Origin of the sequence: Mucilaginibacter sp. 21P, from assembly GCF_019331605.1 — a bacterium.
Taxonomy (GTDB): domain Bacteria; phylum Bacteroidota; class Bacteroidia; order Sphingobacteriales; family Sphingobacteriaceae; genus Mucilaginibacter; species Mucilaginibacter achroorhodeus.
In genome coordinates, this window is the sequence record NZ_CP063061.1 from 4,306,676 (window position 1) to 4,332,137 (window position 25,462).

General features: G+C 43.1%; 24 protein-coding genes. 11 read left to right on the forward strand and 13 right to left on the reverse strand.

Annotation, left to right across the window (positions count from 1 at the left end; genetic code table 11):
- Window positions 1-12: 12 nt before the first annotated feature.
- The 3 genes from INP83_RS19190 to INP83_RS19200 all read right to left on the reverse strand — a co-directional run bounded on the left by INP83_RS19190 (window position 13) and on the right by INP83_RS19200 (window position 1,644).
- On the reverse strand, window positions 13-339 hold the full coding sequence (locus INP83_RS19190; RefSeq protein ID WP_219125540.1) for a hypothetical protein: 327 nt from the start codon (window positions 337-339) through the stop codon (window positions 13-15).
- A 94-nt stretch (window positions 340-433) separates the two neighbouring features.
- Window positions 434-727, reverse strand: coding sequence for a chaperone modulator CbpM (locus INP83_RS19195; RefSeq protein WP_219125541.1), 294 nt, complete (start codon window positions 725-727; stop codon window positions 434-436).
- A 2-nt stretch (window positions 728-729) separates the two neighbouring features.
- The gene (locus INP83_RS19200; protein ID WP_219125542.1) at window positions 730-1,644 is read right to left on the reverse strand and encodes a DnaJ C-terminal domain-containing protein; all 915 of its coding nucleotides are present in this window, start codon (window positions 1,642-1,644) and stop codon (window positions 730-732) included.
- A gap of 261 nt (window positions 1,645-1,905) precedes the next feature.
- Here INP83_RS19200 and INP83_RS19205 point away from each other — a divergent pair, with 261 nt between their 5' ends.
- Window positions 1,906-2,094: a hypothetical protein gene (locus INP83_RS19205; RefSeq protein ID WP_146273381.1), complete on the forward strand. Its 189-nt coding sequence runs from the start codon at window positions 1,906-1,908 to the stop codon at window positions 2,092-2,094.
- 78 nt (window positions 2,095-2,172) lie between these two features.
- Here the strand turns inward: INP83_RS19205 and INP83_RS19210 are convergent, their stop codons facing one another.
- On the reverse strand, window positions 2,173-3,447 hold the full coding sequence (locus INP83_RS19210; protein WP_219125543.1) for a serine hydrolase: 1,275 nt from the start codon (window positions 3,445-3,447) through the stop codon (window positions 2,173-2,175).
- A gap of 227 nt (window positions 3,448-3,674) precedes the next feature.
- Here INP83_RS19210 and INP83_RS19215 point away from each other — a divergent pair, with 227 nt between their 5' ends.
- The 4 genes from INP83_RS19215 to INP83_RS19230 all read left to right on the forward strand — a co-directional run bounded on the left by INP83_RS19215 (window position 3,675) and on the right by INP83_RS19230 (window position 9,626).
- Window positions 3,675-6,269 (forward strand): DNA translocase FtsK 4TM domain-containing protein, encoded by a 2,595-nt coding sequence (locus INP83_RS19215; protein WP_146273383.1) that lies wholly within the window; start codon window positions 3,675-3,677, stop codon window positions 6,267-6,269.
- Window positions 6,270-6,345: 76 nt separating this feature from the next.
- Window positions 6,346-7,017, forward strand: coding sequence for an outer membrane lipoprotein carrier protein LolA (locus tag INP83_RS19220; protein WP_219125544.1), 672 nt, complete (start codon window positions 6,346-6,348; stop codon window positions 7,015-7,017).
- 672 nt (window positions 7,018-7,689) lie between these two features.
- Entirely contained in the window at window positions 7,690-9,021 is a 1,332-nt protein-coding gene (gene lat, locus INP83_RS19225; protein WP_219125545.1) for an L-lysine 6-transaminase, read from the forward strand.
- Window positions 9,022-9,185: 164 nt separating this feature from the next.
- Complete coding sequence (locus tag INP83_RS19230) at window positions 9,186-9,626, forward strand: hypothetical protein (protein ID WP_219125546.1); 441 nt, start codon at window positions 9,186-9,188, stop codon at window positions 9,624-9,626.
- Window positions 9,627-9,671: 45 nt separating this feature from the next.
- On the opposite strand, the gene INP83_RS19235 is transcribed toward INP83_RS19230, so the two are convergent.
- From INP83_RS19235 to INP83_RS19250, 4 genes are read right to left on the reverse strand one after another with little or no spacing between them, the layout of a single operon-like run.
- A complete protein-coding gene (locus INP83_RS19235; RefSeq protein ID WP_219125547.1) occupies window positions 9,672-10,220 on the reverse strand; it encodes a hypothetical protein in 549 nt (182 codons plus the stop codon).
- A 57-nt stretch (window positions 10,221-10,277) separates the two neighbouring features.
- A complete protein-coding gene (bshB1, locus tag INP83_RS19240) occupies window positions 10,278-11,003 on the reverse strand; it encodes a bacillithiol biosynthesis deacetylase BshB1 (RefSeq protein WP_219125548.1) in 726 nt (241 codons plus the stop codon).
- Entirely contained in the window at window positions 11,000-11,524 is a 525-nt protein-coding gene (locus INP83_RS19245) for a glutathione peroxidase (protein ID WP_219125549.1), read from the reverse strand. Before INP83_RS19245 ends, bshB1 begins: the two co-directional genes overlap by 4 nt.
- Window positions 11,525-12,142 (reverse strand): DUF4294 domain-containing protein, encoded by a 618-nt coding sequence (locus tag INP83_RS19250; protein WP_219125550.1) that lies wholly within the window; start codon window positions 12,140-12,142, stop codon window positions 11,525-11,527.
- A gap of 111 nt (window positions 12,143-12,253) precedes the next feature.
- Here INP83_RS19250 and INP83_RS19255 point away from each other — a divergent pair, with 111 nt between their 5' ends.
- The 3 genes from INP83_RS19255 to INP83_RS19265 all read left to right on the forward strand — a co-directional run bounded on the left by INP83_RS19255 (window position 12,254) and on the right by INP83_RS19265 (window position 16,435).
- A complete protein-coding gene (locus INP83_RS19255) occupies window positions 12,254-14,476 on the forward strand; it encodes a bifunctional (p)ppGpp synthetase/guanosine-3',5'-bis(diphosphate) 3'-pyrophosphohydrolase (RefSeq protein WP_146273391.1) in 2,223 nt (740 codons plus the stop codon).
- 162 nt (window positions 14,477-14,638) lie between these two features.
- On the forward strand, window positions 14,639-15,112 hold the full coding sequence (locus tag INP83_RS19260) for a Fur family transcriptional regulator (RefSeq protein ID WP_146273392.1): 474 nt from the start codon (window positions 14,639-14,641) through the stop codon (window positions 15,110-15,112).
- A 45-nt stretch (window positions 15,113-15,157) separates the two neighbouring features.
- Complete coding sequence (locus tag INP83_RS19265; RefSeq protein ID WP_219125551.1) at window positions 15,158-16,435, forward strand: adenylosuccinate synthase; 1,278 nt, start codon at window positions 15,158-15,160, stop codon at window positions 16,433-16,435.
- Between the two features lie 274 nt (window positions 16,436-16,709).
- On the opposite strand, the gene INP83_RS19270 is transcribed toward INP83_RS19265, so the two are convergent.
- Complete coding sequence (locus INP83_RS19270) at window positions 16,710-17,363, reverse strand: LysE family translocator (protein WP_146273394.1); 654 nt, start codon at window positions 17,361-17,363, stop codon at window positions 16,710-16,712.
- A 194-nt stretch (window positions 17,364-17,557) separates the two neighbouring features.
- Between INP83_RS19270 and INP83_RS19275 the strand changes: the two genes are divergently transcribed.
- Both INP83_RS19275 and INP83_RS19280 read left to right on the forward strand, forming a co-directional pair.
- On the forward strand, window positions 17,558-19,171 hold the full coding sequence (locus tag INP83_RS19275) for a sugar MFS transporter (RefSeq protein ID WP_146273395.1): 1,614 nt from the start codon (window positions 17,558-17,560) through the stop codon (window positions 19,169-19,171).
- A gap of 86 nt (window positions 19,172-19,257) precedes the next feature.
- Window positions 19,258-19,716: a dCMP deaminase family protein gene (locus INP83_RS19280; protein WP_219125552.1), complete on the forward strand. Its 459-nt coding sequence runs from the start codon at window positions 19,258-19,260 to the stop codon at window positions 19,714-19,716.
- A gap of 165 nt (window positions 19,717-19,881) precedes the next feature.
- Here the strand turns inward: INP83_RS19280 and cmk are convergent, their stop codons facing one another.
- Window positions 19,882-20,556: a (d)CMP kinase gene (gene cmk / locus INP83_RS19285; protein WP_219125553.1), complete on the reverse strand. Its 675-nt coding sequence runs from the start codon at window positions 20,554-20,556 to the stop codon at window positions 19,882-19,884.
- A gap of 130 nt (window positions 20,557-20,686) precedes the next feature.
- Between cmk and arfB the strand changes: the two genes are divergently transcribed.
- Complete coding sequence (gene arfB, locus INP83_RS19290; protein WP_146273414.1) at window positions 20,687-21,097, forward strand: alternative ribosome rescue aminoacyl-tRNA hydrolase ArfB; 411 nt, start codon at window positions 20,687-20,689, stop codon at window positions 21,095-21,097.
- On the opposite strand, the gene INP83_RS19295 is transcribed toward arfB, so the two are convergent.
- The 3 genes from INP83_RS19295 to lon form a co-directional block, all read right to left on the reverse strand.
- Complete coding sequence (locus tag INP83_RS19295) at window positions 21,094-22,059, reverse strand: lipid A deacylase LpxR family protein (protein WP_219125554.1); 966 nt, start codon at window positions 22,057-22,059, stop codon at window positions 21,094-21,096. The two genes, arfB and INP83_RS19295, sit on opposite strands and share 4 nt — an antisense overlap.
- 84 nt (window positions 22,060-22,143) lie before the next feature.
- Window positions 22,144-22,662 (reverse strand): hypothetical protein, encoded by a 519-nt coding sequence (locus INP83_RS19300; protein ID WP_219125555.1) that lies wholly within the window; start codon window positions 22,660-22,662, stop codon window positions 22,144-22,146.
- Between the two features lie 148 nt (window positions 22,663-22,810).
- A complete protein-coding gene (gene lon, locus INP83_RS19305; protein ID WP_255563195.1) occupies window positions 22,811-25,264 on the reverse strand; it encodes an endopeptidase La in 2,454 nt (817 codons plus the stop codon).
- Between the last annotated feature and the right edge of the window lie 198 nt (window positions 25,265-25,462).

Here is a 25,462-nt window from a genome sequence, read left to right on the forward strand (position 1 = left end):
ATAAAGATGAGATTACCATCTGCGGCCAAAATGGTGGCCGCGGCCGTGAAAATAGTTGTCTCTGTATACTACACGATCAACAACAACCGGGCGGCGGTAGTAACGACGGCCGTAATAAGCCGGGCGATAATAACCACCTACAACAACCGGGCGATTGTAATATACCGGCGCGGGTGCTGGCGCATAAACAGGTGCCGGATCATAATACACCGGAGCTGGTTCATAATATACGTGGCGCACCGGTAAATTAACGCCGATACCGATACTCACTTGTGCTTTTGCAAATTGTGCGCTGGCGGCTAATACAAGTGCTATAATTGAAATTCTTAAGGTTTTCATAACAGTAGTTTTTAGTTACAATTATTTTATCATTTGTTGATATGACCTTAAAAACGGGGCATGGTTTAAAAAAAGTATACTCTTTTTCAGAATATCAGTGTTCATACAACCGCAATCTGCTGCGTAAAGCACTCATTTCCTGTCGCATATCTTCTAACTTGTGTAGCAAATTATTTATGGTAGCTACACCTGCTTCATTAATTTCAAGCTGTGTGTGCAGGCGTACCATGCGTTCAAGTTTTTGTATTTCATCAAGCGGGATGCACTTGGTTTTATTTACCCTGGTAACTTTTACCAAACCAGCATCAGCCAGGTAATCAATAAAGGTGTATTCAACGTTATGGTACACGCAAAAATCGTCAACACTTATTACTTGCTCTGTTTTCATGGTTATTGTAGTTTAGCCAGTTTTTCAAATAAGTCCTTTTGTTCTGCTGTTAGTTTGGTAGGTAACTGTACGTTGTAAGTAAGATATAGATCGCCCGATTGACCATCCTTTTTATAAACCGGCATTCCTTTACCTTTCAACTTTACTTTGGTGCCGCTTTGAGTTCCCGGAGGAACTTTCAATTTAACTTTACCTGTTAGCGTATCAGCGGTGATCTCGCCACCTAAAATGGCGGTGTAAAGATCAAGCGTTATATTTTTATGCAGATCGTTACCGGTACGTTTGAACTCCGCATCTTCCGGTATGGAGAAGGTGATGTACAGATCACCTGCCGGCGAACCGTTTGAACCGGGGCCACCATGCCCTGCTATCTTAATGGTTTGTCCGTTCTCTATACCTGCAGGGATGGTTAAACGGATGTTTTTGCCGTTGACGGTAAGTGTTTGCTTCTTTGATTCCAGCACATCACGCAAGCTAAGCTGTAATTCAGCATTCAGGTCCTGCCCGCGGTAACGTGCGGATTGCCTGCTTTTGCCGCCGCCGCCGCCGAACATCGAGCTAAAGAAATCAGAAAAATCTCCACCGCCACCACCGCCAAAATCAAAGCTTCCAAAATCCTGTGCGCCGCCGCCTTCATAGGTGTAGCCCCGGTTTTGCTGCTGCTGCTTTTGAGCTTGTTCGTAAGCTTCGCCATGCTGCCAGTTTTCGCCATACTTGTCATACTTTTTGCGCTTCTCCGGGTCGCTCAAAACCTCGTTGGCTTCGTTCACTTGTTTAAACTGCTTTTCGGCCTCAGCGTCGTTAGGGTTTACGTCGGGATGGTACTTACGCGCCATTTTACGATAGGCGCTTTTTATTTCCTTGTCGGTAGCAGTTTTTGCTACGCCGAGTACCTTATAGTAATCAATAAATGCCATAGCTAATTAATGTATTACTGTAAACCTGTAAAGTGTAAAAATGTGTGTGCGTTACTGATGTTTTACATATTTTAGATAATAAACAATCAAAGTAAAGTTCGCAGTTAGAGATCATAAACTGATCAAAATGATGCCTTACTTGTGTATTAAAAATGGCAGTGCAATACGTACTATAAGTTTACCGCTACGCTTGCAACGACACTTTTAAACATATAAACCATTTCGAGTTCTCACTGTTATTCTTTATAAATACTTACAACCATGAGAACCATAACCATACCCGGTAATCCAGAAACGCTTGGCGCTATCATGATCCCGAAAACTGAAGGAGAATTTCATGACCACGAAACCGTGCGTATCGTATCATCAGACACAAATGCATCAGTGGAAAAAACTATTTTCCGCATTGTTGATGGCGGCGAGGATAAGTGGGAATTGCAGTTTGAATAAGAAAACTAAAAAAACGTTTAAATTAAAAAGGACGCAAAGTTTAAGCTTTCCGTCCTTTTTTTAAATGCAACAACAGATTTACTCTTTGGTAAACAAATATTCTTTACCGCCCTGTTTAAGCGTAAATTCTCCTTTGGCAGCCCTAAATTCCATAACGATACCCGCTTTATCAAATTCGAAAACACCTTCGGTTTTCGTGGCATCAAGCGGAAATGCCGATTGTCCGGTTGCTTGAGCAATCAAATTAGAACCATCTTTAGTGATGTTGATCTTTAACGGTATTTGCTTACTGCTGTATACGCCAATGTAATCATCCAAACCTTTGGCTACCGTAAAATTTGGCATCTCAAACGGCTCGTTAAAGCTAATGTTATAAACAGCCTGCATTACGCGTGATGGATCAAAACTACCACCATTTGATATGTAGCTTACAGCAAATTTTTGTTCTGGGAAATACGCCAGTTCAGACCGGTACGCATCTATAGCGCCGCCATGCCCATAAACTTTGCGGCCTTTAAACTGTGTAGCAAACATCGCTGAACCGTAATTATCGGTAGACGTTTTCATCAACTCCAGGCTGGCCGGCTTAATTAACTTGCCATCAAACAAGGCCACAATAAATTTATCCAGATCTGCCGGTGTTGATACCATTGATCCTGCACCGGTTGGTATGCTCATATCTGTTTCAGAGAATTTGGTCCATTTACCGCTGTAGGCATATGGTAACGCCTCATTTTTAGCGGTGTTTATTTTATCGCCGTAATAAGTGTCCTTCAATCCGATCTTATTGATTATGCGTTGCTTCACCAGCTCCGGATAACTTTTACCGCTTATTTTCTCTATGATGTAGCTTAACAGTAGAAAGTTGGTGTTGCTGTATTGGCCTTTGGTGCCCGGCTCAAAATCCGGCTTCATGGCGGTTATTCGGGCTAACATTTGCTGGTGCGTTTGCGGGCTTAGCATGTAGCTGAAATATTGCGGATCGTTGGTGAAATTATGCAATCCGCTGTGGTGGTTCATCATCATCCCGATGGTGATCTTAGCGGCGTTCGGAATGGCGGGATAAAATTTATCTAAGGTTGAGGTTACAGACAGTTTGCCTTCTTCTACCAGTTGCATTACCATTACACCGGTAAACATCTTGCTGATAGATCCAATGCGATATTTAGTTTCAGCAGTCGCCGGGATTGTTGAAGGGCTATCGATGGCAGCATAGCCAATACTTTTTTGATATACCAACCGGCCATTTTGCATAATAGCCAGGCTGCCCATGCTCCTGTTATTGGTGGCTAATAAATCTAACAGACTATCTAAACGGGGCTTGTTAACGGTTTGTGCGTTGGTTTTTACCATAGCGCCACATATTATGACAACTAATAAGAGTTTTCTTATCATGACAGGTTTTGCAGTTGGACAACAACATCAAAATTTTGTTACACTTTTTAGGAATTATCAATCTGTAAGCGGTGAATTATCTTTCCTTCAAAATCCCATCGTTATTCTTTGTTCTGCCTGCTCAAAAAATTAAAAATATCCGTTTTATCTAATAACTTTATATTTGCAAAAACCACGAGTGAAGGATGCCGGTCAAAGGAAATCAATTTCGATCTAACAGCTTTAAAGAGGAGAATCAACCACGCGAGGGCGGCGGCAGAAAACCGCAGCGCGAACGGCAGATAAGACAGGCCCAAACCGAGCGTCAGCCAATGTTCGACCTGCGCGATGGCCGCCTTATCAAGATACTGGGTTTATTTTCACTCATTTTATCGGTTTTCTTTCTTATTGCTTTTACATCATACCTGTTTACCTGGCAGCAAGACCAAAGTTATGTGTCTAAAGCCAATGGCGGCTGGAGCAATCTTTTCAAGACCACTAAAGAACTTTTGGAGAACGGTGTTGCCAACCCTATGGTTGATAACTGGCTGGGTAAATTCGGCGCGTTGCTTTCAAACCAGTTCATTTTCGAGTGGTTTGGAGTTGCATCATTCCTTTTTGTGTTCATATTTTTCATTATAGGTTACCGGCTACTATTCAAGATCAGGTTATTCTCGGTAAGTAAAATGCTGGCTTATACGCTATTTAGCATCGTATTTCTTTCGGTGGCCATTGGTTTTGTTCATGCTTTTGTATCAGATTATCCACACTTTGCTGAAGGCAACTTCGGTTTCTGGACAAACCGTTTGCTTGCAGCTCAAATAGGTCAATCCGGCACAGGTTTCTTGCTTATCTTCCTGGCGCTGGCTGTGCTGGTAATAGCCTATAATATTGATTTCAAATTACCCGCCCGTAAAAAGCGACTTAACGACGATATTGCCCCTTTAATAGCACCTGAGCCGGTTGAATTGGAGAACGAAGAAATTTCTATCCCTGTGGAGTGGCCGCGTAACGGCGCCAATAACCGTGTAAAGGACATGCTCGCCGCAGAGGCTGCCGCAAGTGCCGTTGTTGAACCTGTAAGGCAGCAACAGGTAATGCCAACGCCGGTAAACGTAAAACATGAACCTGTTACGTTAACGCCCGAGCCTACAGCAGAGCAGGAAGTTGAGGAGGAGACAGAGATACCGCTAACGGTTAATGTTGAACGCCCTACCCCGGTGATGAGCATTGAAACAAGCGACGATGATAAAGCAAAAGGACTGGTTGATACTTTTGGCATATTTGACCACAAACTGGACCTTGCATCCTACAAACTGCCTACGCTTGATCTGCTGGAGAACTACGGCACCGCCAAGATCTCTGTAGATGCTGATGAATTAGAGGCCAACAAGAATAAAATTGTTGAGACCCTTAACCATTACAACATTGAAATAGATAAGATAAAAGCTACCATTGGCCCAACGGTTACGCTTTACGAAATTATCCCTGCACCGGGTGTACGTATCTCCAAGATCAAAAATCTTGAGGATGATATCGCCCTTAGCCTTGCTGCCTTGGGTATCCGTATCATCGCGCCAATGCCTGGTAAGGGTACTATTGGTATTGAAGTACCTAATCAACACCCTGAAATGGTTTCTATGCGCTCGGTGTTAGCTACCGAGAAATGGCAGAGTAACACCATGGACCTGCCTATAGCTTTGGGTAAAACCATCTCTAATGAAGTATTCATCGCCGATCTGGCTAAAATGCCTCACTTACTGGTTGCAGGTGCTACCGGCCAGGGTAAATCGGTTGGTATCAATGCCATATTGGTATCGCTGCTTTACAAACGCCACCCTGCTGAGCTGAAGTTTGTTTTGGTTGATCCTAAAAAGGTGGAATTAACCCTTTTCCGCAAAATTGAGAGGCATTTCCTGGCTAAACTACCTGATGATGGTGATGCTATTATCACCGATACCAAGAAGGTAGTGAACACGCTTAACTCGCTTTGTATTGAGATGGACCAGCGTTACGATCTGCTTAAAGATGCACAGGTGCGTAATCTTAAAGAGTATAATGCCAAATACGTAAACCGTAAAATAAGCGATCCTGAAAAACACCGCTACCTGCCATTCATTGTGCTGGTGATAGATGAGTTTGCCGACCTGATGATGACCGCCGGTAAAGAGGTTGAACAGCCTATTGCCCGTCTGGCGCAGCTGGCGCGTGCTGTTGGTATTCACCTGGTTATTGCTACACAAAGGCCTTCGGTTAACGTTATTACGGGTACCATTAAGGCTAACTTCCCGGCGCGTTTGGCATTCAGGGTATTATCAAAAATAGATTCACGTACCATTCTTGATGCAGGCGGCGCCGACCAGTTGATCGGTCGTGGTGATATGCTTTTATCAACCGGCAGCGACCTGATACGCTTGCAGTGTGCCTTTGTGGATACGCCGGAGGTAGAAAAAATATCAGACTTCATCGGCAACCAACGCGGCTATCCTACCGCTATGTTATTGCCTGAATATGTTGGCGATGGCGAAGCCGGAAGCGGCCCTAAAGAGTTTGACCCGGATGATCGCGACTCCATGTTTGAAGATGCAGCGCGTTTGATCGTACTCCATCAGCAAGGTTCAACATCACTCATTCAGCGTAAAATGAAGTTGGGGTATAACCGCGCAGGCCGTATCATCGATCAGTTGGAGGCAGCAGGGATTGTTGGGCCATTTGAGGGCAGCAAGGCCCGCGATGTATTATTCCCTGACGAATACAGCCTGGAGCGCCACCTGGAAGAGCTTCAAAAACCGCGGGATTAAACTTATTTACCTGCCAACACTCTAAACCATTACAAAGCATAATGGTTATCAGTGTGCTTATAAATTAAAACCATACATGAAAAAGCTTTTCGCCTGCATCATATTATTTTCCGCCACCGTTACTACCGTTTTTGCCCAAAAAGATACCGAGGCAAAAACCATATTAAATAAACTCAGCAAACAGTATCGCACTTATGATGCTGTTAAAACTGATTTTACTTTGTTAGTAGACAATCAGCAAGCTAATATTAAAGAAACACAAACCGGCACGCTCGTTTCGCGCTCAAAAACCAATAAATACAAGGTTACCATTTATGAGCCGGGTACAAAAAAGGTCAACCAGGAGATCATCAGCGATGGCAAAAGCCAGTGGACTTATCTAAAGGATGCTAACGAAGTGCAGTTAAGCAACGCTGATAACAGCGAAGAAGGCTTTAATCCGGGTAAGCTTTTCACCATTTATGAGAACGGGTATAAATACATATACACCGGTTTGCAAAAAGCCGGTGGCAAAACCTACCAGGTGGTAGACCTTACGCCTACCAGCGAAAAATCGAGCTATTTTAAGGTAAGGCTTATGATAGATAAAGCTAAAAACCAGCTTTACAGCGCACAGATATTTGACAAGAATGGTAGCAAGTACACTTACACACTGCGAAGCTTTACACCTAACGTGAAAGTGAGTGAAAGCACTTTTACATTTGACAAGAAAGCCTATCCAAAAGCGGAGTTGGTAGACCTGCGATAAGTATCAGAGTAATTGCCAATTTTATATTTGACTCGCCCGGTATTTGCTTCGTTCGACCACCCTCTCTGCCGCTTGCAGCAAAGAGGGTAAGAAAAATAGCTACTTCTTTACCCTCTTTTCGCGCATCGAAGAGAGGGTAGACAATCCGCCGCCCCGGAGATGTCTGGGGTGAGTCAACTGCACAAGCGATTTAATATAGATTCATCAATTGATGAGCAAACGCATTTAGGGGTAGCTCCTAAGGAGCAAAGTCACACCCTATGTTTATAATCTACAAAGCGGTTGTCTCTACGGGACATTATCGCTTATCACAATTCCTTGCGATCTTATCCTACTTTGCAGAACATGGAAAACTTATTTCTCATAATTCAGCATTCTATTTTCGGTACTTCCTTCCTTAGCTTGATAATCTGACCTGTAGGGGCTACCGCTTTGTAGAAAACCTTGCTGAAGCTTTTTTGCTCCGTAGGAGCTACACTGCCCGAAATAGCAAGTCGAAAAGACACCTTTGCACATTTTTTTTCTAAAATATTTTCATACCACTCTTTACATCGGTACAAAAAATAGGTTTAGCTCATTTAAAGTTACTTTTTGAGGTTTCGGTTCAAAAACCCCAAAACTACCGTTGCTGAGGGCATTTCACTATATTTGGGATAAACCAAAATACCTGCAATGCATCAGATGAAAGTAACTCCGCAAACTGTTCATGATACTTTGAGCAAACATATATTAGCCGATGGTTTTGACCTTACGTTTGATATGGAACGCAGCCAGGGCGTGCAGATCTACGACGCAAAAAATAATCGTACGCTGTTAGATTTTTTTACCTGTTTCGCTTCGGTACCATTGGGTTACAATCACCCTAAAATGATAAACGACGAGGGTTTTAAAAAAAACCTGATGTTGGCGGCGTTAACAAACCCATCCAACTCAGATATCTACACCGAACAATACGCACAGTTTGTTGATACTTTTGATCGTGTTGGGATCCCTGATTACCTGCCGCATGCCTTCTTTATCGCAGGTGGTTCGCTTGCTATTGAGAATGCCTTAAAAACAGCTATGGACTGGAAAGTGCAAAAGAACTTTGCCAAGGGTTACACCGAAGAAAAAGGCCACCAGGTTTTGCACTTTGAGCATGCCTTCCACGGTCGTTCAGGTTATACGCTGAGCTTAACCAATACGCAGCCGGTGAAAACCAAATGGTTCGCCAAATTTAACTGGCCCCGGGTATCGGTACCAGAGATCCGTTTTCCGTTAACAGATGGTAATCTACAGGATCTGATAGATAGAGAGAAGCGATCTATTGCACAAATAAAACAAGCCTTCGCTGACAATAAGGATGACATATGTGCCATCATCATTGAGCCGGTACAATCTGAAGGTGGTGATAAACATGTACGCCGCGAGTTTTTAGAGCAATTGCGTGTTTTAGCTGATGAAAACGAAGCGCTCCTAATTTATGATGAGGTGCAAACCGGCGTTGGTTTAAGCGGTAAGTTTTGGCTCCACCAGCACTTTGGCGAAAAGGCACGCCCTGATATTATTGCATTTGGCAAAAAGATGCAGGTATGCGGTATTTTAGCCGGCAGGCGTGTTGACGAGGTAGAACATAACGTATTTAATACTTCATCGCGCATTAACTCTACCTGGGGCGGCAACCTGGTAGATATGGTTAGGGCTGCTAAGATCATGGAAATTATTGAGGAGGATAAACTTTGCGATAAAGCTGCCGATACAGGCGCTTACCTGCAACAGCGTTTACATGAGATAGAGGCCAAACATGGCTTGATAAGCAACGTACGTGGTAAGGGCTTACTAACCGCTTTTGATTTTGCCGACAGCGATACTCGCAACCGCTTTATGGATCATGGTTTAGCGCACCAGGTAATGTTCTTAGGTTGTGGTGATAAAACCATACGTTTTAGGCCGGCATTGATCATTGAGAAAGCAGATATTGACGCCGGATTAGATGTGATGGAAAAGATATTGCCTGCATTATAAACATTTTGTAATAATATTGCTACAAGCGCCTTTAAGTACTCTAAAGGCGCTTTTTTTGTATTGTTTGGATAATATAATCAGCGCGTATCGTTATAATAATATATCTAATAACTGCTGTTATTTTCCATCACTTTACATCGTAATATATTGAAGCGAGATTTACAATGAACAGGTATATTGAAAAATTAAAAAAACAACTAACGGAACTTGCCGAAGTTGTCAACTCTTTCCAGTCTGAAGCGGTACAGGTAAAAGTGGTAGAAAGGCTTTTGGACGAAATGATAGAGGCGGAGAAAGGTGAAGCGGAAGGGTCTGAAGTTTTCAATAAACGCGCCAGGCGTGCCGCAGCCGATCATGACGACAATGATGGCACCAACAGCCGGAAAAAACCTGGCGCAACAAAGGTTCTTAACCAGTTGCTCAGCAGCGATTATTTCCGCACACCGCATTCGATATCAGCCATAGCAGAATACTGCCGCGAAAAGTTTAATTCTGATTTCAAAACGTCGGAATTGTCAGGGATTCTTTTAAAGCTTTCAAAGGAAAACAAACTGCGCCGTGAGCGCAACCACGACAGTAACCGTTTTGAATACGTTATTGCATAAAAAATGCCACTGAAATGAGCGGCATTTTTCGTTTACAATTTATGATTAAGTTAAAAATATCCAATGAACTTCTTTGTAATTGTCGACGTTGGTGGAATAGCCGGATTTCTTCACAACAAACAACTTATTTTCTAAGTATGCTTTTTGATAAAATTTCTTTTTAGAATTATAATAAAATGTTCGAGAATCATCATTCTTCTTGTCGCTAAGAAAATCTCTTACTAACTGATCTCGAGAATTTGTTGTTGTTCTATAATCCACTTGGTATTTAGCTTCCACATTAGTAAGCGGTCCTATGTTAGCTGTGTACTTAATAAGTTTATCGCTATTGTTAAGAAAATATAGAACGGTAGCAGCAAACGTAGGATACTCAATATTCGTTTTATAGAAAGGTTCTTGAATTATTTTATAAAATCCTTTTCTCAAAGAAGCTATTCCGTTACGAAGGACGCTTTCAATCGTTTCTCCTGATCCTAAGAAAAAATTTTCAAGCTCAGGTATGCCATTGATTGTAACGTTGCCTTGGACTAAAAGGTCTATGATATTTGCAGCCCTGAACTTTTCGTTTATTGCATTTATTATTTTTGCATCCATTCCGTTGACTTTTAACAATTAAAAAAAACCGTTCCTGATTATTAATCGTTAGAAAACCTATTTCAAATCAAACAGATCATTCACCCCTAATATCTTCCTCGAAGTAAAGCCTTCGCCGTATTTGGCATTAATGCTTTTGCCGAACTCGCGGCCACGGCCGTTTATCTGGTCGATGAACTCGGGCGAAGAGATGTAGGTCTGCGGTTCATCTTTGCTATACTCCTCACTATGAAACTGCGAGCTGTAGGCATAAACGCTTTCTATCTTTTTGTCCCAAAAATCCGTTACATCAACTATGATATCTGGCTTAATATACCTGTCCTGTATAAAATGAAGCACCTGGTTTGGTCGCCATGCTTCCTGGGGCTGGCCCCTATCATCAAACGTTTCAATACGGCGCAGGCCGGCCAAAAAAGCAGAAGCCTCAACCAGTTCGTTAGCCCGACCGTGATCCGGATGGCGGTCATGGTAAGCGTTGGTGATCAGGATATCCGGCTGGTACTTGCGTATCATCGCGATCACTTTAAGCTGGTATTCTTTAGTATTCTCAAAAAAGCCATCGGGCAAAGCCAGGTTTTCTCTAACGGTAAGGCCCAATATTTCGGCAGCTTTTGCAGCTTCTTTATCACGTATCTCGGCAGAGCCGCGGGTGCCTAATTCGCCACGGGTAAGGTCGGCTATCCCAACTTTGTAACCTAATTTAACGTGCTTTAATATCGTTCCGGCGCATCCCAACTCGGCATCATCAGGGTGTACGGGTAAAACTAAAATATCTAATTTCATTTGGCAGAAGAACTTGTATTATCAGCATCGGCAGCCAGCAGGCGCTTAATGCTCTTTTTTACTTTAGATGCTGTGGGTTTAGTAAAAGGAAAGAAGAAATCGACCACGTGGCCTTCCCTATCTACAAGATATTTATGAAAATTCCAGCGGGGTTTTGCCTTTACCTTTCCGTTCGATTTTTTGTCTGCAAGGAACTGGTAAAGCGGATGCGCATGCGGGCCGCGCACCCTTATCTTTTCAAACAAAGGGAAATTGTTACCGTAATTGTGGCAAAAGGCTTCAATAGCAGCGCCCTCGAGTGGTTCCTGCTGGCCAAAATCATTTGACGGGAATGCCAGTATCTCAAAATCCTGATCGGCAAATTCCTTTTTCAGGTCAACTATATCCTGCAGTTGCGGCGTAAACCCACACTGAGAAGCGGTATTAACGATCAGAAGTACCTTGTTTTTATAGTGCGAAAGATTGACAACGTCACCGTCAATTTTCTCAACGGTAAACTGGTAGATGCTTTTACTATCCATTTAATTGTAGTTAGAAACGTATCCCACATTGTTCAGGATAGCTTCAATATCGCGCTCCTCAGAGGCGTTATAAGTCTCTTTAAGATTATGCCCAAATATGCGGGCAACTGATTGAAACAGGAATGCGTTAAAACCACCCTTTAACTCTTTAGCTAACGCAAAGCTGGTGGTACCCGTTTCGCGGCTTACCAATTTTATAAGCACTTCGCCCTGGCTTATGGTAAGGTTTTTTATGTCTTTGTTAAAAAGGTTCTTTACATCACTTTCACAGGCTTTCATCAACTCCTTCTGCTTTTTCTTATCAGCAGTAAGGGCCAGGTCGCGCTGCAACTGGATGTAGCGTTGCGCAGCAAAACGTGCATAAGGCAACACCTTCATCACATTATACTTTAACCTGCGGTAAGCCAATCTGTCAGCCTCGCTGGCAAAAATACGGGTGTCAACAATATTTACCGGCTGCGCCACAATCCAGGGCACCAGTTCGCCGTCAAGTTTGGTCATGTATACCTTAACGGTATCATTCTTGCCAAGGTGTATTGGGGCAGCAGGTTTATCATCCTGCGCCTTAGCACTGCCAAAGGCCAAACAAATGAGCAATAGCGGTAATATTAATTTCATATTTTTACTAACATACAAAATTAACGCATTTTATTTTGTTATTTTATGTTAACCGGCAATAAAAATAATTGTTGCAGGGTTATGATATTTTAAGCCAGTACACGCCAGAGAATGAAAGATTTAGTGATAGACCTTGAAGCCGAAAAGAAGGAGATATTAAAACGCTACCGTGCATTGCTGCGCGCCAGCAAATCTACCCTTCAAAAAGGCGACAAAAGACTGATAAGAAAGGCGTTTGAAATGGCTTTGGAAAGCCATAAAGACATGCGCCGCAAAAGTGGCGAGCCTTACATATACCATCCTATTGCAGTTGCACAAATAGCTGCTGAGGAAATAGGCTTAGGTACCACTTCTATTGTGTGTGCCCTGCTGCATGATGTGGTTGAAGACACCGATGTTACTTTAGAAGATATAGAGCTGGAGTTTGGTAAAAAAGTAGCCAAGATAATTGACGGCCTTACCAAAATATCCGGCGTCTTTGATACCAATAGCTCTTTACAGGCCGAGAACTTCCGCAAGATGCTGCTTACCCTTGCCGATGATGTGAGGGTGATACTGATAAAACTTGCCGATCGCCTGCATAACATGCGTACCATGGAGTTTATGCCAAGGGATAAACAATTAAAGCTATCTTCAGAAACGGTCTACCTGTATGCGCCGCTGGCCCACCGCCTGGGTTTGTACGCCATCAAATCTGAGTTGGAAGACCTATCAATGAAATACATGGAGCGCGAAACCTACCAGTTCATCAAAAATAAGCTGAACGAGAAAAAGGCAGAACGCGAGCGTTTCATCTCTGACTTTATCAAGCCGGTTCAGAAAGTGCTGGAAAGTCAGGACCTGCACGGAGAGGTTTTCGGAAGGCCAAAGTCCATCCATTCTATCTGGAATAAGATGAAGAAAAAGGCCATTCCGTTCGAGGAGGTGTATGACCTTTTTGCCATCCGTATTATTCTGGATAGCGCCCCCGAGAATGAAAAGGCAGAGTGCTGGAAGGCTTATTCTATCGTAACCGATCTTTATCGCCCTAACCCGGACAGGTTGCGCGACTGGATATCATCGCCAAAGGCAAATGGCTACGAATCGCTACATACCACCGTAATGGGGCCGCGCGGACAATGGGTTGAGGTACAGATACGCACCAAACGCATGAACGAAATTGCTGAAAAAGGTTTTGCTGCGCACTGGAAATATAAAGAATCATCAACAGATAGCGGGCTGGACCTTTGGGTACAAAAAGTGCGTGATATGCTTAAAAATCCGGACTCAAATGCGCTCGACTTTCTGGATGATTTTAAGATGAACTTGTTCAGCGATGAAATATTCATCTTTACTCCTAAGGGTGCGTTGATCCAGTTGCCTTTAAATGCCACCGCGCTCGATTTTGCCTTTGAGATACATACTGATGTTGGTGCAAGTTGTATTGGCGCCAAGGTTAACCATAAATTGGTGCCACTCAGCCACAAGCTGCAGAACGGCGACCAGGTAGAGATCATCACCTCCGGCAAGCAAACGCCTAAGGAAGACTGGCTTAACTTCGTGGTTACTGCAAAGGCTAAAGCCAAGATAAAATCGGCCCTTAAGGAGGAAAAACGCAAGATAGCCGAAGACGGCAAGGAGATACTGGAGCGTAAGATGAAGTCGATAAAGCTTACTTACAACTCAGAGAACCTGCAAAAGCTAAGCTACTATTTTAAGCTGCAATCAACCCAGGATCTGTTTTACAATGTTGCCAAAGGGCTAATCGACATTAAAGATCTGCGAGAATACCAGGCATCTGAAAAGGTGATTGAGAACAAGCCGCAGGATAAGATAGAGATCGATCAGCTGCAAAGCCTGGTTAAGAGCATTAAAACCAAAGACAGCGACATTTTGCTGATTGGTGAGGACATGCAGAAGATAGATTACAAGCTGGCTGCCTGTTGTAATCCTATACCCGGCGATGATGTTTTCGGTTTTATTACCGTTGGCGATGGCATTAAGATACACCGCACCAATTGCCCTAACGCTGCCAAATTAATGGCTAACTACGGATATCGTATTGTAAAAGCCCGCTGGACCAACCAACAAGAACTGGCTTTCTTGACAGGATTGCGCATAACCGGTATTGATGATGTTGGCTTGATCAACAAATTGACCACAGTTATCTCACAAGATTTTAAGGTGAATATCCGCTCCATTACTGTTGACAGCGATAACGGCATCTTCGAGGGATCGATAATGGTTTATGTGAACGATACCGATCACCTGGAAAATCTGATCAGAAAGCTGAACCAGGTTAAAGGCATTACCCAAGTTGTGAGGTTTGATTCGGCAGTGGAAAAAGCATCGTAGAAAGAGATACAAGAAACCGAGAGTCAATAAACAAGATAGGTTCGGTATTGAAGATCACCTATTCGTCTTGATTCTTGTAATCTTGATTCTAATTCTTTAACCACCTGATTATTGCCTCTCTTTTTAAAAATAATAATACCTTTGCATTGTTAATTTAACATTATGCCTGTACAGGAAACCATTGCTTTGGTGAAAAAAATTTTTGAGGCCTACCTTGAAAATAAGAGCCTCAGGAAAACGCCTGAGCGTTTTGCCATACTCGAAGAGATCTATTCACGAAACGATCATTTTGATGTGGAATCGCTTTACATCCACATGAAAAATAAAAAGTATCGCGTTAGTCGTGCTACTGTTTACAATACATTAGAGCTTTTGGTATCGTGCGACCTGGTTACCAAACACCAGTTTGGTAAAAACATGGCCCAGTTTGAAAAATCATACGGCTACAAGCAGCACGACCATATTATTTGTATCGATTGTGGCAAGGTGGTTGAGTTTTGCGACCCTCGCATTCAGCAGATACAAAGCATGATGGGCGACATTCTGAAGTTTGATATCAAACACCACTCTTTAAATCTTTACGGCAATTGCACCAAGCTTCGCGATGGCGGAACTTGTGACCGCAGGGCATCGTAACTAAATTCAAAAATCTTATAAAGCTTATTTTCTAATAACTAATTAATGGCTGTTGATGTATTATTGGGCCTCCAGTGGGGCGACGAAGGTAAAGGCAAAATTGTTGATGTACTAAGTAAAGGTTATGACCTTATTGCCCGTTTCCAGGGTGGGCCAAACGCAGGCCACACGCTTGAGTTTGAAGGTAAAAAATTTGTATTGAACACCATTCCTTCGGGCATATTTTTCGATAACACCCTTAACCTTATAGGCAACGGCGTGGTGATAGACCCCATCACCCTTAAAAAAGAATTAGATAAATTAAAAGATGCCGGTCATGATCTTTTGGCTAAAGGCAACCTGGTAATAGGTAAAAAGGCGCATTTGATCTTACCTACCCACCAGTTACTTGATGCTGCTTCTGAAAAGAAAATGGGCGATGGCAAAATAGGCTCTACCCTTAAAGGTATTGGCCCAACGTATATGGATAAAACCGGCCGTAATGGTTTACGTATCGGCGATATTACGCTGCCAAACTTTAAAGAAAAATACCAGAAACTGGTTGATAAACATACTTCAATGTTGCAATCGCTTTACGGCGAGGTGGCCGACTTTAGCGAGCGCGAAGCGGCTTTCTTTGAGGCTATTGAACTGATCAAAAAATTTGAACTGGTTGACTCTGAACAATTGGTAAACAACTACCTAAAAGAAGGTAAAAAAGTATTGGCAGAAGGCGCTCAAGGTACTATGCTGGATATCGACTTTGGCTCGTACCCTTTTGTTACATCATCCAATACAACTACCGCTGGTGCTTGTACCGGTTTGGGTATCGCTCCAAATAAGATTGGCGATGTTATCGGCATTTTTAAAGCGTATTGTACCCGCGTTGGTGGAGGCCCATTCCCTACCGAACTGAATGACCAAACCGGAGAAGAGCTGCGTAAGATAGGCCATGAATTTGGCGCCACTACAGGCAGGCCACGCCGTACCGGCTGGATAGATCTTCCGGCACTTAAATATGCAATCATGCTAAACGGCGTTACTCAGCTGGTAATGACCAAAGCTGACGTATTAAGCGGTTTTGATAAGATATATGCTTGTACGCACTACAATTACCAGGGCGAAACCATCGATTACATGCCTTACGATATCTGCTCTGTTGAGGCCGAGCCTGTTTTAAAGGAGATTGATGGCTGGAACGAAGATCTTACAGGTATAACCGAGCTAAACGAGATCCCTGCCAAATTGCAATCGTACATTGATTACCTGGAAGCAGAACTTGAAGTTCCGGTTAAATACCTTTCGGTAGGACCAGACAGGAAACAGACCCTGGTGTTGCACTAAGTTCTGCTACAATATTGGAAGCCTCGCATTTGCGGGGCTTTTTTGTTTGAAGACTGTGTATCAAACTTGTCATTGCGAGCGATAGCGTGTTAATATCAACGGACAAGCAACTTTAAACTACCAATCACTGGTCGAAGTTTCCAACTTCGACCTAACATATATTAATCTTTTAGCTTAACGGGCAAGGAGAATCCTTGCTACTTTATCATCTAAGTTGAAAACTTCGACCAGTGCACGTGTCTTGATTCTTGACTCTTAAATTCTTGACTCTCTTTTACGCCGGATGTGCCGAGAAGAAGATATGCGTAACCAATCTATCCAAAAGAACCAGGGCGGCGATAATAAGTGCCCCACCGGCCACCTCATTTAATCGGTGCACCAATTTGGGTGATATCTTTTCGCGAAGCTTGTTGGCATAAAAAGCCTTCACGGTATCCAGGCCAAACTGGACAATAAGAACTGTTAAGAACATCACAGCGATCTTTAATGAACGATTATGAACCCCCTCGTGATAAGCGGTACTGGCAACCCCGATAACAACCGTCCAATGGAAAAGGATAGTTGGGTTGAAAATGCACATCAAAAAGCCCTTGAAGAAGTAACCGGCCTTGTTCACTTTGGTGGGTACGGGATTCTTGTAGTCAACGTCCGATTTTTTAAAGATGTAGTAAATACCTATCGAAAACAGGATGATGCTACCGATGATACCGGCTAAGGTTTTATCGTGTGCCGTAACATCAAAGTATTGCGAACCGAAGAGAATGGCGCCAACAAAAACCATATCGCTGCATACTACACCAAGGGCAAGCGCAACACCGGCATGGAAACCCTTGTCGATGCTGGTTTTTATTAAAGCAAAAAAGACAGGGCCTGTAAGAAACGTGAGCACTAATCCAAAACCGATCCCCGAAATAATAGCGTCTATCATTATTTAGGTTTATGTTCCTAATTTGCCCTGAACTTTTAAAAAAATCAGGACACTAATATGCAAATATTAATCTGTTTAACAACAAAAGAGCTTTTGAGATTTAGATTTTGAAAATTTTAGGTTACAGACCCCGAAAAAATATTTATGTTTAGGACTTTATTTCAACCAGTTTTAAACAAACCTGATTATAGACAATGGCACAAGACAACTCCAAGAGTAATGGTTCGGCATTATATACCATTATTACTGTGTTCTTCTTCTGGGGCTTTTTAGCGGCCTCAAACGGTATTTTCATTCCATTTTGTAAAGCGCATTTTAACCTAAGCCAATTTGAATCTCAATTGATCGACTTCACCTTTTATGGTGGTTATTTTATTGGCTCTTTACTATTGTATTTTGCATCTGCAGCAACAAAAGTTGATATTCTGAACAAGATTGGCTACAAAAATGGTATCATTTATGGTCTGTTAATTTCAGCCGTAGGTGCATTGATCATGATCCCTGCCATTAACTCAGGTTCGTTTGCCTTTATATTACTTACTTTCTTCATCATTGCCTTAGGTTTCTCGTTGCAGCAAACTGCCGCAAACCCGTTTGTGGTTGCATTAGGTAGCCCTGAAACGGGTACCCACCGTTTAAACTTTGCCGGTGGTGTAAACAACTTTGGTAGCATATGGGGCCCCGTAATTGTAGGTTTTGTATTATTCGGATCGGCCTCTGCAAAGATTCCGGCTTCAGAAGTTAAGATATCATCTGTGAATACCCTGTACATGATACTTGCCGGGTTATTTATTGCGGTAGCGGCATTCTTTTGGATCTCTAAGTTACCAAGCGTAACCAGCGATGAGAAAATTGAGCCGAGTAACAAGGCTAACAAACCATTGGGAATAATCTTTGTAGCGTTCCTGTTAATATTAGCTGCTACACCATTAGCGCAAGCAACCGGTTTAGAAAAATCGTGGTTTGTTTATGCAGCGCTGTTCATCATCCTTGCAACGCTGGTAGGTTCAGCATCTGCTGCCGGTAAAAGCAAAGAAGGCGGTTGGGGCGCAATGCAATATCCGCAATTGGTTTACGGCATGCTTGCCATTTTCACCTATGTAGGTGTTGAGGTAACTATACAAAGTAACATGGGTTCGTTATTAGAATCGCCAGTATTTGGCAGCTTCAAAACAGACCAGGTAGCACCCTTCATCTCTTTATATTGGGGCAGTTTAATGATCGGCCGTTGGACAGGGGCTATCGCAGCATTCAACCTTTCTAAAACAACTAAGTTCATCCTGACTGTAGTGGTTCCTTTTGTTGCTTTTGGCGTAGTGCTAATTGTAAACAGGATAAGCGGTACTGATGTAAGCATTCTTTATCCTTATGCTATCTGTGTTGCTATCTTGGTTATTGGCTTCCTTATCGGTAACCAAAAGCCGGTACGTACGCTTGCCTTATTTGGCATATTAGGCGCTATTTTTATGGTGATAGGTTTAGTGTCTTCGGGCATGGTAGCCATATTCGCGTTCACTGCGGGTGGTTTATGCTGTTCAATCATGTGGCCGTCTATCTTCTCTTTGTCGGTAACCGGCTTAGGCAAGTACACCAGCCAGGGTTCAGCATTTTTGATCATGATGATCCTTGGCGGGTCTATCATCCCACCGGTACAAGGTATTTTGGCCGATGGTATCGGTATACATAAATCATACATTATCCCGGTTATCGGTTTTGCTTATTTAGCATTCTTTGCCTTTAAAGCAGGTGCTATTCTTAAAAAGCAAGGTATTGATGTAGATAACCTTGAAGCAGGCGGCGGACACTAAGTTTTAGTGATCAGAGATTAGTTGCTCAGAGGTTAGGTTTCCTTGCTTCATTAACTAATCTCTGATCTCCATTCTTTGATCAACTTATGAATAAACCCAGTTTCGAACATATTTTTATGAATCTGGCAACCGACCTGGCCCAACGCTCCCATTGCGTTAAGGCGCAGGTCGGTGCCGTTTTAGCGAAGGATACCCGGATCATTTCTATCGGGTATAACGGCCCCCCTGCGGGCACCCACAACTGCGACGAGGAATGGCCTGATGCAGGATGCGCCCGCGACTCTAAAGGCAGTTGCTCTCTTGCACTGCACGCTGAAGAAAATGCTATCCTTTATGCTGTTAAAAATGGCGTTAATTTAGAAGGAGCTACGCTATACACCACCCTATCGCCATGTTTACCATGCGCAAGGCTGATATTCTCCGCAGGCATTAAAAACGTTTTCTATGATAAATCATATGCCCAATACAAAGGCCTCGCCAGCGATGAAGGCGTTGACTTTCTTAACAAATTTGGTGTAAAGGCAGTGCAGTTTAAGGGGGAGTAGTTTTTCACTTTATACGTAATGTCATTGCGAGGAGCGCCAGCGACGCGGCAACCTAATAGGCAGATCTACGCGTGGTTAACATCTGAGATTGCAGCGCTATCGCTCGCAATGACACATTTGGGCTCAATGACCCAATGACAGCGCAGCAAATGACTCAATTACGAATCAACGATTCAGGCCTTCTACCCTATCCAGTGCAAATTTTAACTGTTGCTCAGGCGTAAGATCGGTGTTATCTAAGATGATAGCATCATGAGCACGTACCAAGGGACTTTCGGCACGCGTAGTGTCCTGATAATCGCGGTGAGCGATGTTTTCATAGATCTCCGCCAATGTCACATCTGGATTTTTAGGATGGATCTCGTCATAACGGCGTTTGGCGCGGACTGCAGGATCAGCGGTCATGAATATTTTAAGATCAGCGTTAGGAAATACCGCTGTACCAATATCACGCCCGTCCATTACAATGCTCTTTGATTTACCCATGCGCTGCTGTTGTTTCACCATTTCGCGGCGTACGGCCTTCAAAGCAGACACCTCGCTTACCTTTTCAGATACCGGCATCTGGCGGATCTCTTCAGATACTTCCTCATCATTAAGCGTGATATGTGTTTCATAATCGCGTGAGTGAAAATTAAGATGAATGTTCTTCAACGCTTCCTCAATCTGCTCTGAATTTTTAGTATCAATGTTGTTTCGCAAAAAATAAAGCGCCACCGCCCTGTACATAGCGCCGCTATCCACATAGATGTAGTGAAGTTTCTTAGCCAGGGCTTTAGCCAAAGTACTTTTCCCGCATGACGAGTAGCCATCAATGGCCACAACTATATTTTTGCTCATCAATTGCGAAGATAAGATTTTCAGTTTGCAGTTTATAGCTTACGATGGGCAGTTTGCAATTGGCGTTTGCAAAAGTTCCTTTTCCACAAAACAACTAATCACTAATCAACCAATCGCTATATTTATCCCCATGAACCTGAACAAAGCAGACCTGCAGCGCGAAGTGCTATACAAAACATCGCGCAGCGGCGGTAAAGGCGGCCAAAACGTAAATAAGGTATCAACTAAGATTGAGCTGCTTTTTAATATCGCAGAATCTGCTTTGTTTACCGACGAGCAAAAGGCTGTTCTGGCAGAAAAACTGCAAGCCCGATTTAATAAAGATGGCTTGGTACAGGTGATCTGTGATGAAGAGCGCAGCCAGTTCCTGAACAAAGAGATAGCATTAGAGCGGTTAGCCGCAATACTTGGCCAGGCTTTACATAAACCTAAGGTTAGGAAACCTACAAAAATGAGCAGGGCCGCTAAAGCGGCCCGTGTGGATAGTAAAAAAAGATTATCAGCCAAGAAGGCAGATCGGCGAGGCGGGTTCGGTGATTAATTAAACCTGTACATCAGCCCGATAGAGCCCCATTGATGCGTTGAATGAACCATCTGTTTGGTATCACGGGTTTGCACCACAACGCCAAGGTCAAGCACTATGCGGTTGCTGGCATAACTAACGCCAAACTGGTTGCTAAAGATAAACGGCTTTTTATCAAGCGTAATTTCCTGCGTGCCTGTAACCGGATGGTCTCTCAGCAAACTGCCTTGGGTGGTTGCATCGTAAGCAACCAGGTTGGCCATGGGCTTATAATAGAAAAACAGTTCGTGTTTATGCAATAAACGACTGTCGCCGTAATAGCTGGCCGTGCTTTGGGTGCTTACTGATTGAAAAAGCTGGTTAAAATTCCCTAACCTTAGCAACGGACCAACACCTGCCCCGGTAAAACCATTACCCAGGTTTACATATCCCGATGCGGTGATATCTACCCATGATGCTCTCGCAAGTAATTTATTTGCTTCCGCATTTAAATTAAGCTCTACATCATTCTGTATCTGGTACTGCCAGGTGTTTAGCTCATAAAAACCAAATGTGTTGTGAATGAATTTCTGAATGGCATACCCGCCCGAAGCCGGGCCAACAACACCTACCCTACCGGTAAGCTTAAGGGTGGTTTCGTTTTTGTACAGGATATTGGCTGATGCGCCAAGGTACAGGTAACCGGCAACAGGCCTATCGATATAATCTGCAGAGGGTAAACGGCCTGATTGTGCGTTGAAAATTTTTTGACCAAGTTCCAAACCAAATACCTTGTTGGCGATATTTTTATTTTGGATACGCGCTGTATCAACTGCTTTGCGATAAAAAAGGAAGAATCCATTGGTGTAATACCGGTCAGATCCCTGCGCCAGGAACGAGTCGTTATCTGATTGAAAACCTATCTCTTTAGTGCGGTTTTGTGCATGCAATGCTGCCGTAGCAAACAAACCGGCAACAGCAAGAATCATAAATTTCTTCATTTAAATCAACTGGGATAATAAACGCTAATGTAATAAAAAAAGCAGGGTAGTGTTCCCTGCTTTTTTATTCGACCAGCAATAACACTAAAGTTTAAAGCCGTATGCGATCCTTACGCCAACGGAATTAAAATTAGCTCCCCTGCTGCCATTGAGGGTTTCATACCTGGCACCGATATCTAATCCCTTGTACACCCAACCTATACCGCCCGTTGCAACTGAATTAATTTGATTTTGGTAAGTCCTTGTAAAAGCAATTCCACCCTCGCCATTAATATAAAATTGTGGTGCAAAAAAGTATTTGAGACCTGCTTTAACGGGTATTACCTGGAAATTATCATTAAATGTTTTTAGCGGCCCGGTTTTTAGATAATTGTAATAGCCCGATGTAAGCGTAAGCGTAAGCTTGTCTGTAAGTCCGTAGTTTAATCGAAGCGTACCGCCATACCCCAGTTTATTGTCCCGATTTTTGGTACCGAGAGCCAACATTGTTTCGGTGCCTACATCAAGCTTAAAGGTGCTTTTGGGTACAGACTGTGCGCGTGTTTCAACAACGCTTGAAAACAAGAAAAATGCTGCTAACGAGAAGATCTTAATGGTGTTCATAATTGTGAATTATTTATTTAGTTCGGCACAATTATAACCTGCGCAAACAAATGATTCTCAATAATTAACTTTTATTAACATAGTTAACAACTTTTAACTATTACATAATATCGGAACGGAATAAAAGCCACCTTCCGGTGGCTTTTATTTACTGAATTGCAGTAGCCTGCGGCGGTGAAGCTTTATCCTTCACCGTTAGGTCTATGGCATTCTTAACCTTTTCATTCAACAGCGCAAGTTTGATCACATCACCCATGTCTGTTACGTAATGGAACTGCAGATCGCGGATGTAATCTTCCTTTATCTCCAGGATGTCTTTCTGATTTGATCTGCAAAGGATGATATCTTTGATATTAGCACGCTTTGCTGCCAATATCTTCTCTTTAATACCACCTACGGGCAATACACGGCCGCGCAGTGTTATCTCACCCGTCATGGCAAGGTGCGGTTTTACCTTGCGTTGGGTAAAGGCCGAAACCAGTGCCGTTAGCATAGTTATACCTGCCGATGGGCCATCCTTAGGCGTTGCACCTGCAGGCACGTGCACGTGTACATCCCACTGCTCAAATAACTTGTATTCGATACCGAACTCGGCCGCATGGGCACGCAGGTAACCCAGTGCTATGGTAACAGATTCTTTCATCACATCTCCCAAACTACCGGTTAAGGTTAGCTTACCATTGCCGGGGCTTAAGCTTGCTTCGATAAACAAAATATCGCCGCCTACAGATGTCCATGCCAAGCCTGTTACCACACCGGCAACTTCGTTATTCTCGTAAAGGTCCTTATCAAATATTGGCGCACCTAATATCTTTTCGACATCTTTTTTGCTCACCTGTGTATTGTAACCTTCTTCCATGGCTATGCTTTTGGCAACCCCACGTACTACCGAACCTATTTTTTTCTCTAAAGAACGCACGCCCGATTCGCGGGTATAATCCTCTATGATCTTCTCCAGCACATCATTTTTGATGTTCACATCTTTGGCGGTAAGGCCATGTGCTTCGCGTTGCTTGGGTACAAGGTGTCGTTTGGCTATCTCGGTTTTTTCTTCAATGGTATAACCATTAACCTCTATGATCTCCATACGATCTAACAAGGCAGGTTGTATGCTGCTAAGCGAATTTGCCGTAGCAATAAACATAATGTTAGACAGATCAAAGTCCATCTCTACATAGTTATCATAAAAAGTGCTGTTCTGCTCCGGGTCTAACACCTCCAATAATGCAGAAGAAGGGTCGCCACGAAAATCGTTGCTTACTTTATCTATCTCATCCAGGATAAAAACCGGGTTGGCTGCACCAGCTTTTTTTAGCGATTGTATCACACGGCCGGGCATAGCACCGATATAGGTTTTTCGGTGACCGCGTATCTCGGCCTCATCACGTACGCCGCCCAGGGCCATGCGTACATATTTACGGCCCAATGCCTTTGCAATTGATTTTCCCAGTGAAGTTTTACCCACACCCGGAGGGCCAACCAAACAAAGGATAGGCGCTTTCATATTATGCTTAAGCTTTAATACGGCCAGATATTCGATGATACGGCGTTTTACCTTATCCAAACCAAAATGGTCTTTGTCTAATATCTTTTGAGCGCGCTTAAGGTCGAAATTGTCTTTGGTGAACTCGTTCCAAGGCAGATCGAGCAGTAATTCCAGGTAATTGATCTGTACCGAATAATCGGCTGCTGCCGGGTTGGTACGACCAAGTTTCTCCAGTTCTTTGGTGAAGTGTGTTTTTACTTCCACGCTCCACTTCTTTTTAGCCGCACGCTTGCGCAGGTTATCCACCTCCAGATCAGGCGTTGATCCGCCCAACTCTTCCTGTATCGTTTTCAGCTGCTGATTAAGAAAATAGTCGCGCTGCTGTTTATCAAGGTCTACCCGTACTTTGGTCTGTATCTGGTTCTTCAGCTCAAGCATTTGCAGATCAAGCGTTAAGTGCTCAAGTACCAGGTTCATACGGTCGCGCAGGTTCTGCGTTTCAAGCAATGTCTGCTTTGCAGTAACCTCGGCGTTCATGTTAGAGGCAATAAAGTTGATCAGGAAGGAGGTACTCTCGATGTTCCTGATAGCAATACCGGCTTCGCTCGGGATATTTGGCGATAGCTGTATAATGCTCATAGCCATATCTTTGATAGATGCGGCAAGGGCCTTAAACTCTTTATCTTCTTTTGGTTTTACTTCTTTTATAGGCTCTATCGAAGCTTTTATGTAAGGTTCGCTCTGTATCTCTTCGCCCAGCCTAAAGCGCTTTTTACCCTGTAATATAACGGTAGTGTTACCATCAGGCATTTGCAGCATCTTGATGATCAACGCTACGGTACCTACCTTGTGCAATTGCTCAAAATTTGGGTCCTCTATATTTACATCCTGCTGTGCAACAACGCCAATTAAGCGATTACCCTTGTTAGCATCGCGTATCAATTTGATGGATTTATCACGGCCTACGGTTATAGGGATAACTACTCCCGGGAAAAGCACCGTATTACGCAAAGGCAGTATAGAAACAATATCAGGCACCTGCTCATTATTCATTTCCTCTTCATCCTCTGATGACATCAGCGGAAAAAATTCAGAATCTTCATTAATGGAGGGCATTGTATTTTTAAAATCAAACGGGTCGTAACTCATTAATCACCTTTCGTGTGTATAAGTATAAATTAACGTCATAATGGCAGTTAAAGGCCAGTGTGCAAGATACAAACGTTAATTATACTGTGAACTTAACTTGCAAATATAAGGTTTCAAGAGCTGTGCCAGTATGCTTTTTTTAATAACAGTTATGAGCCATGCGTT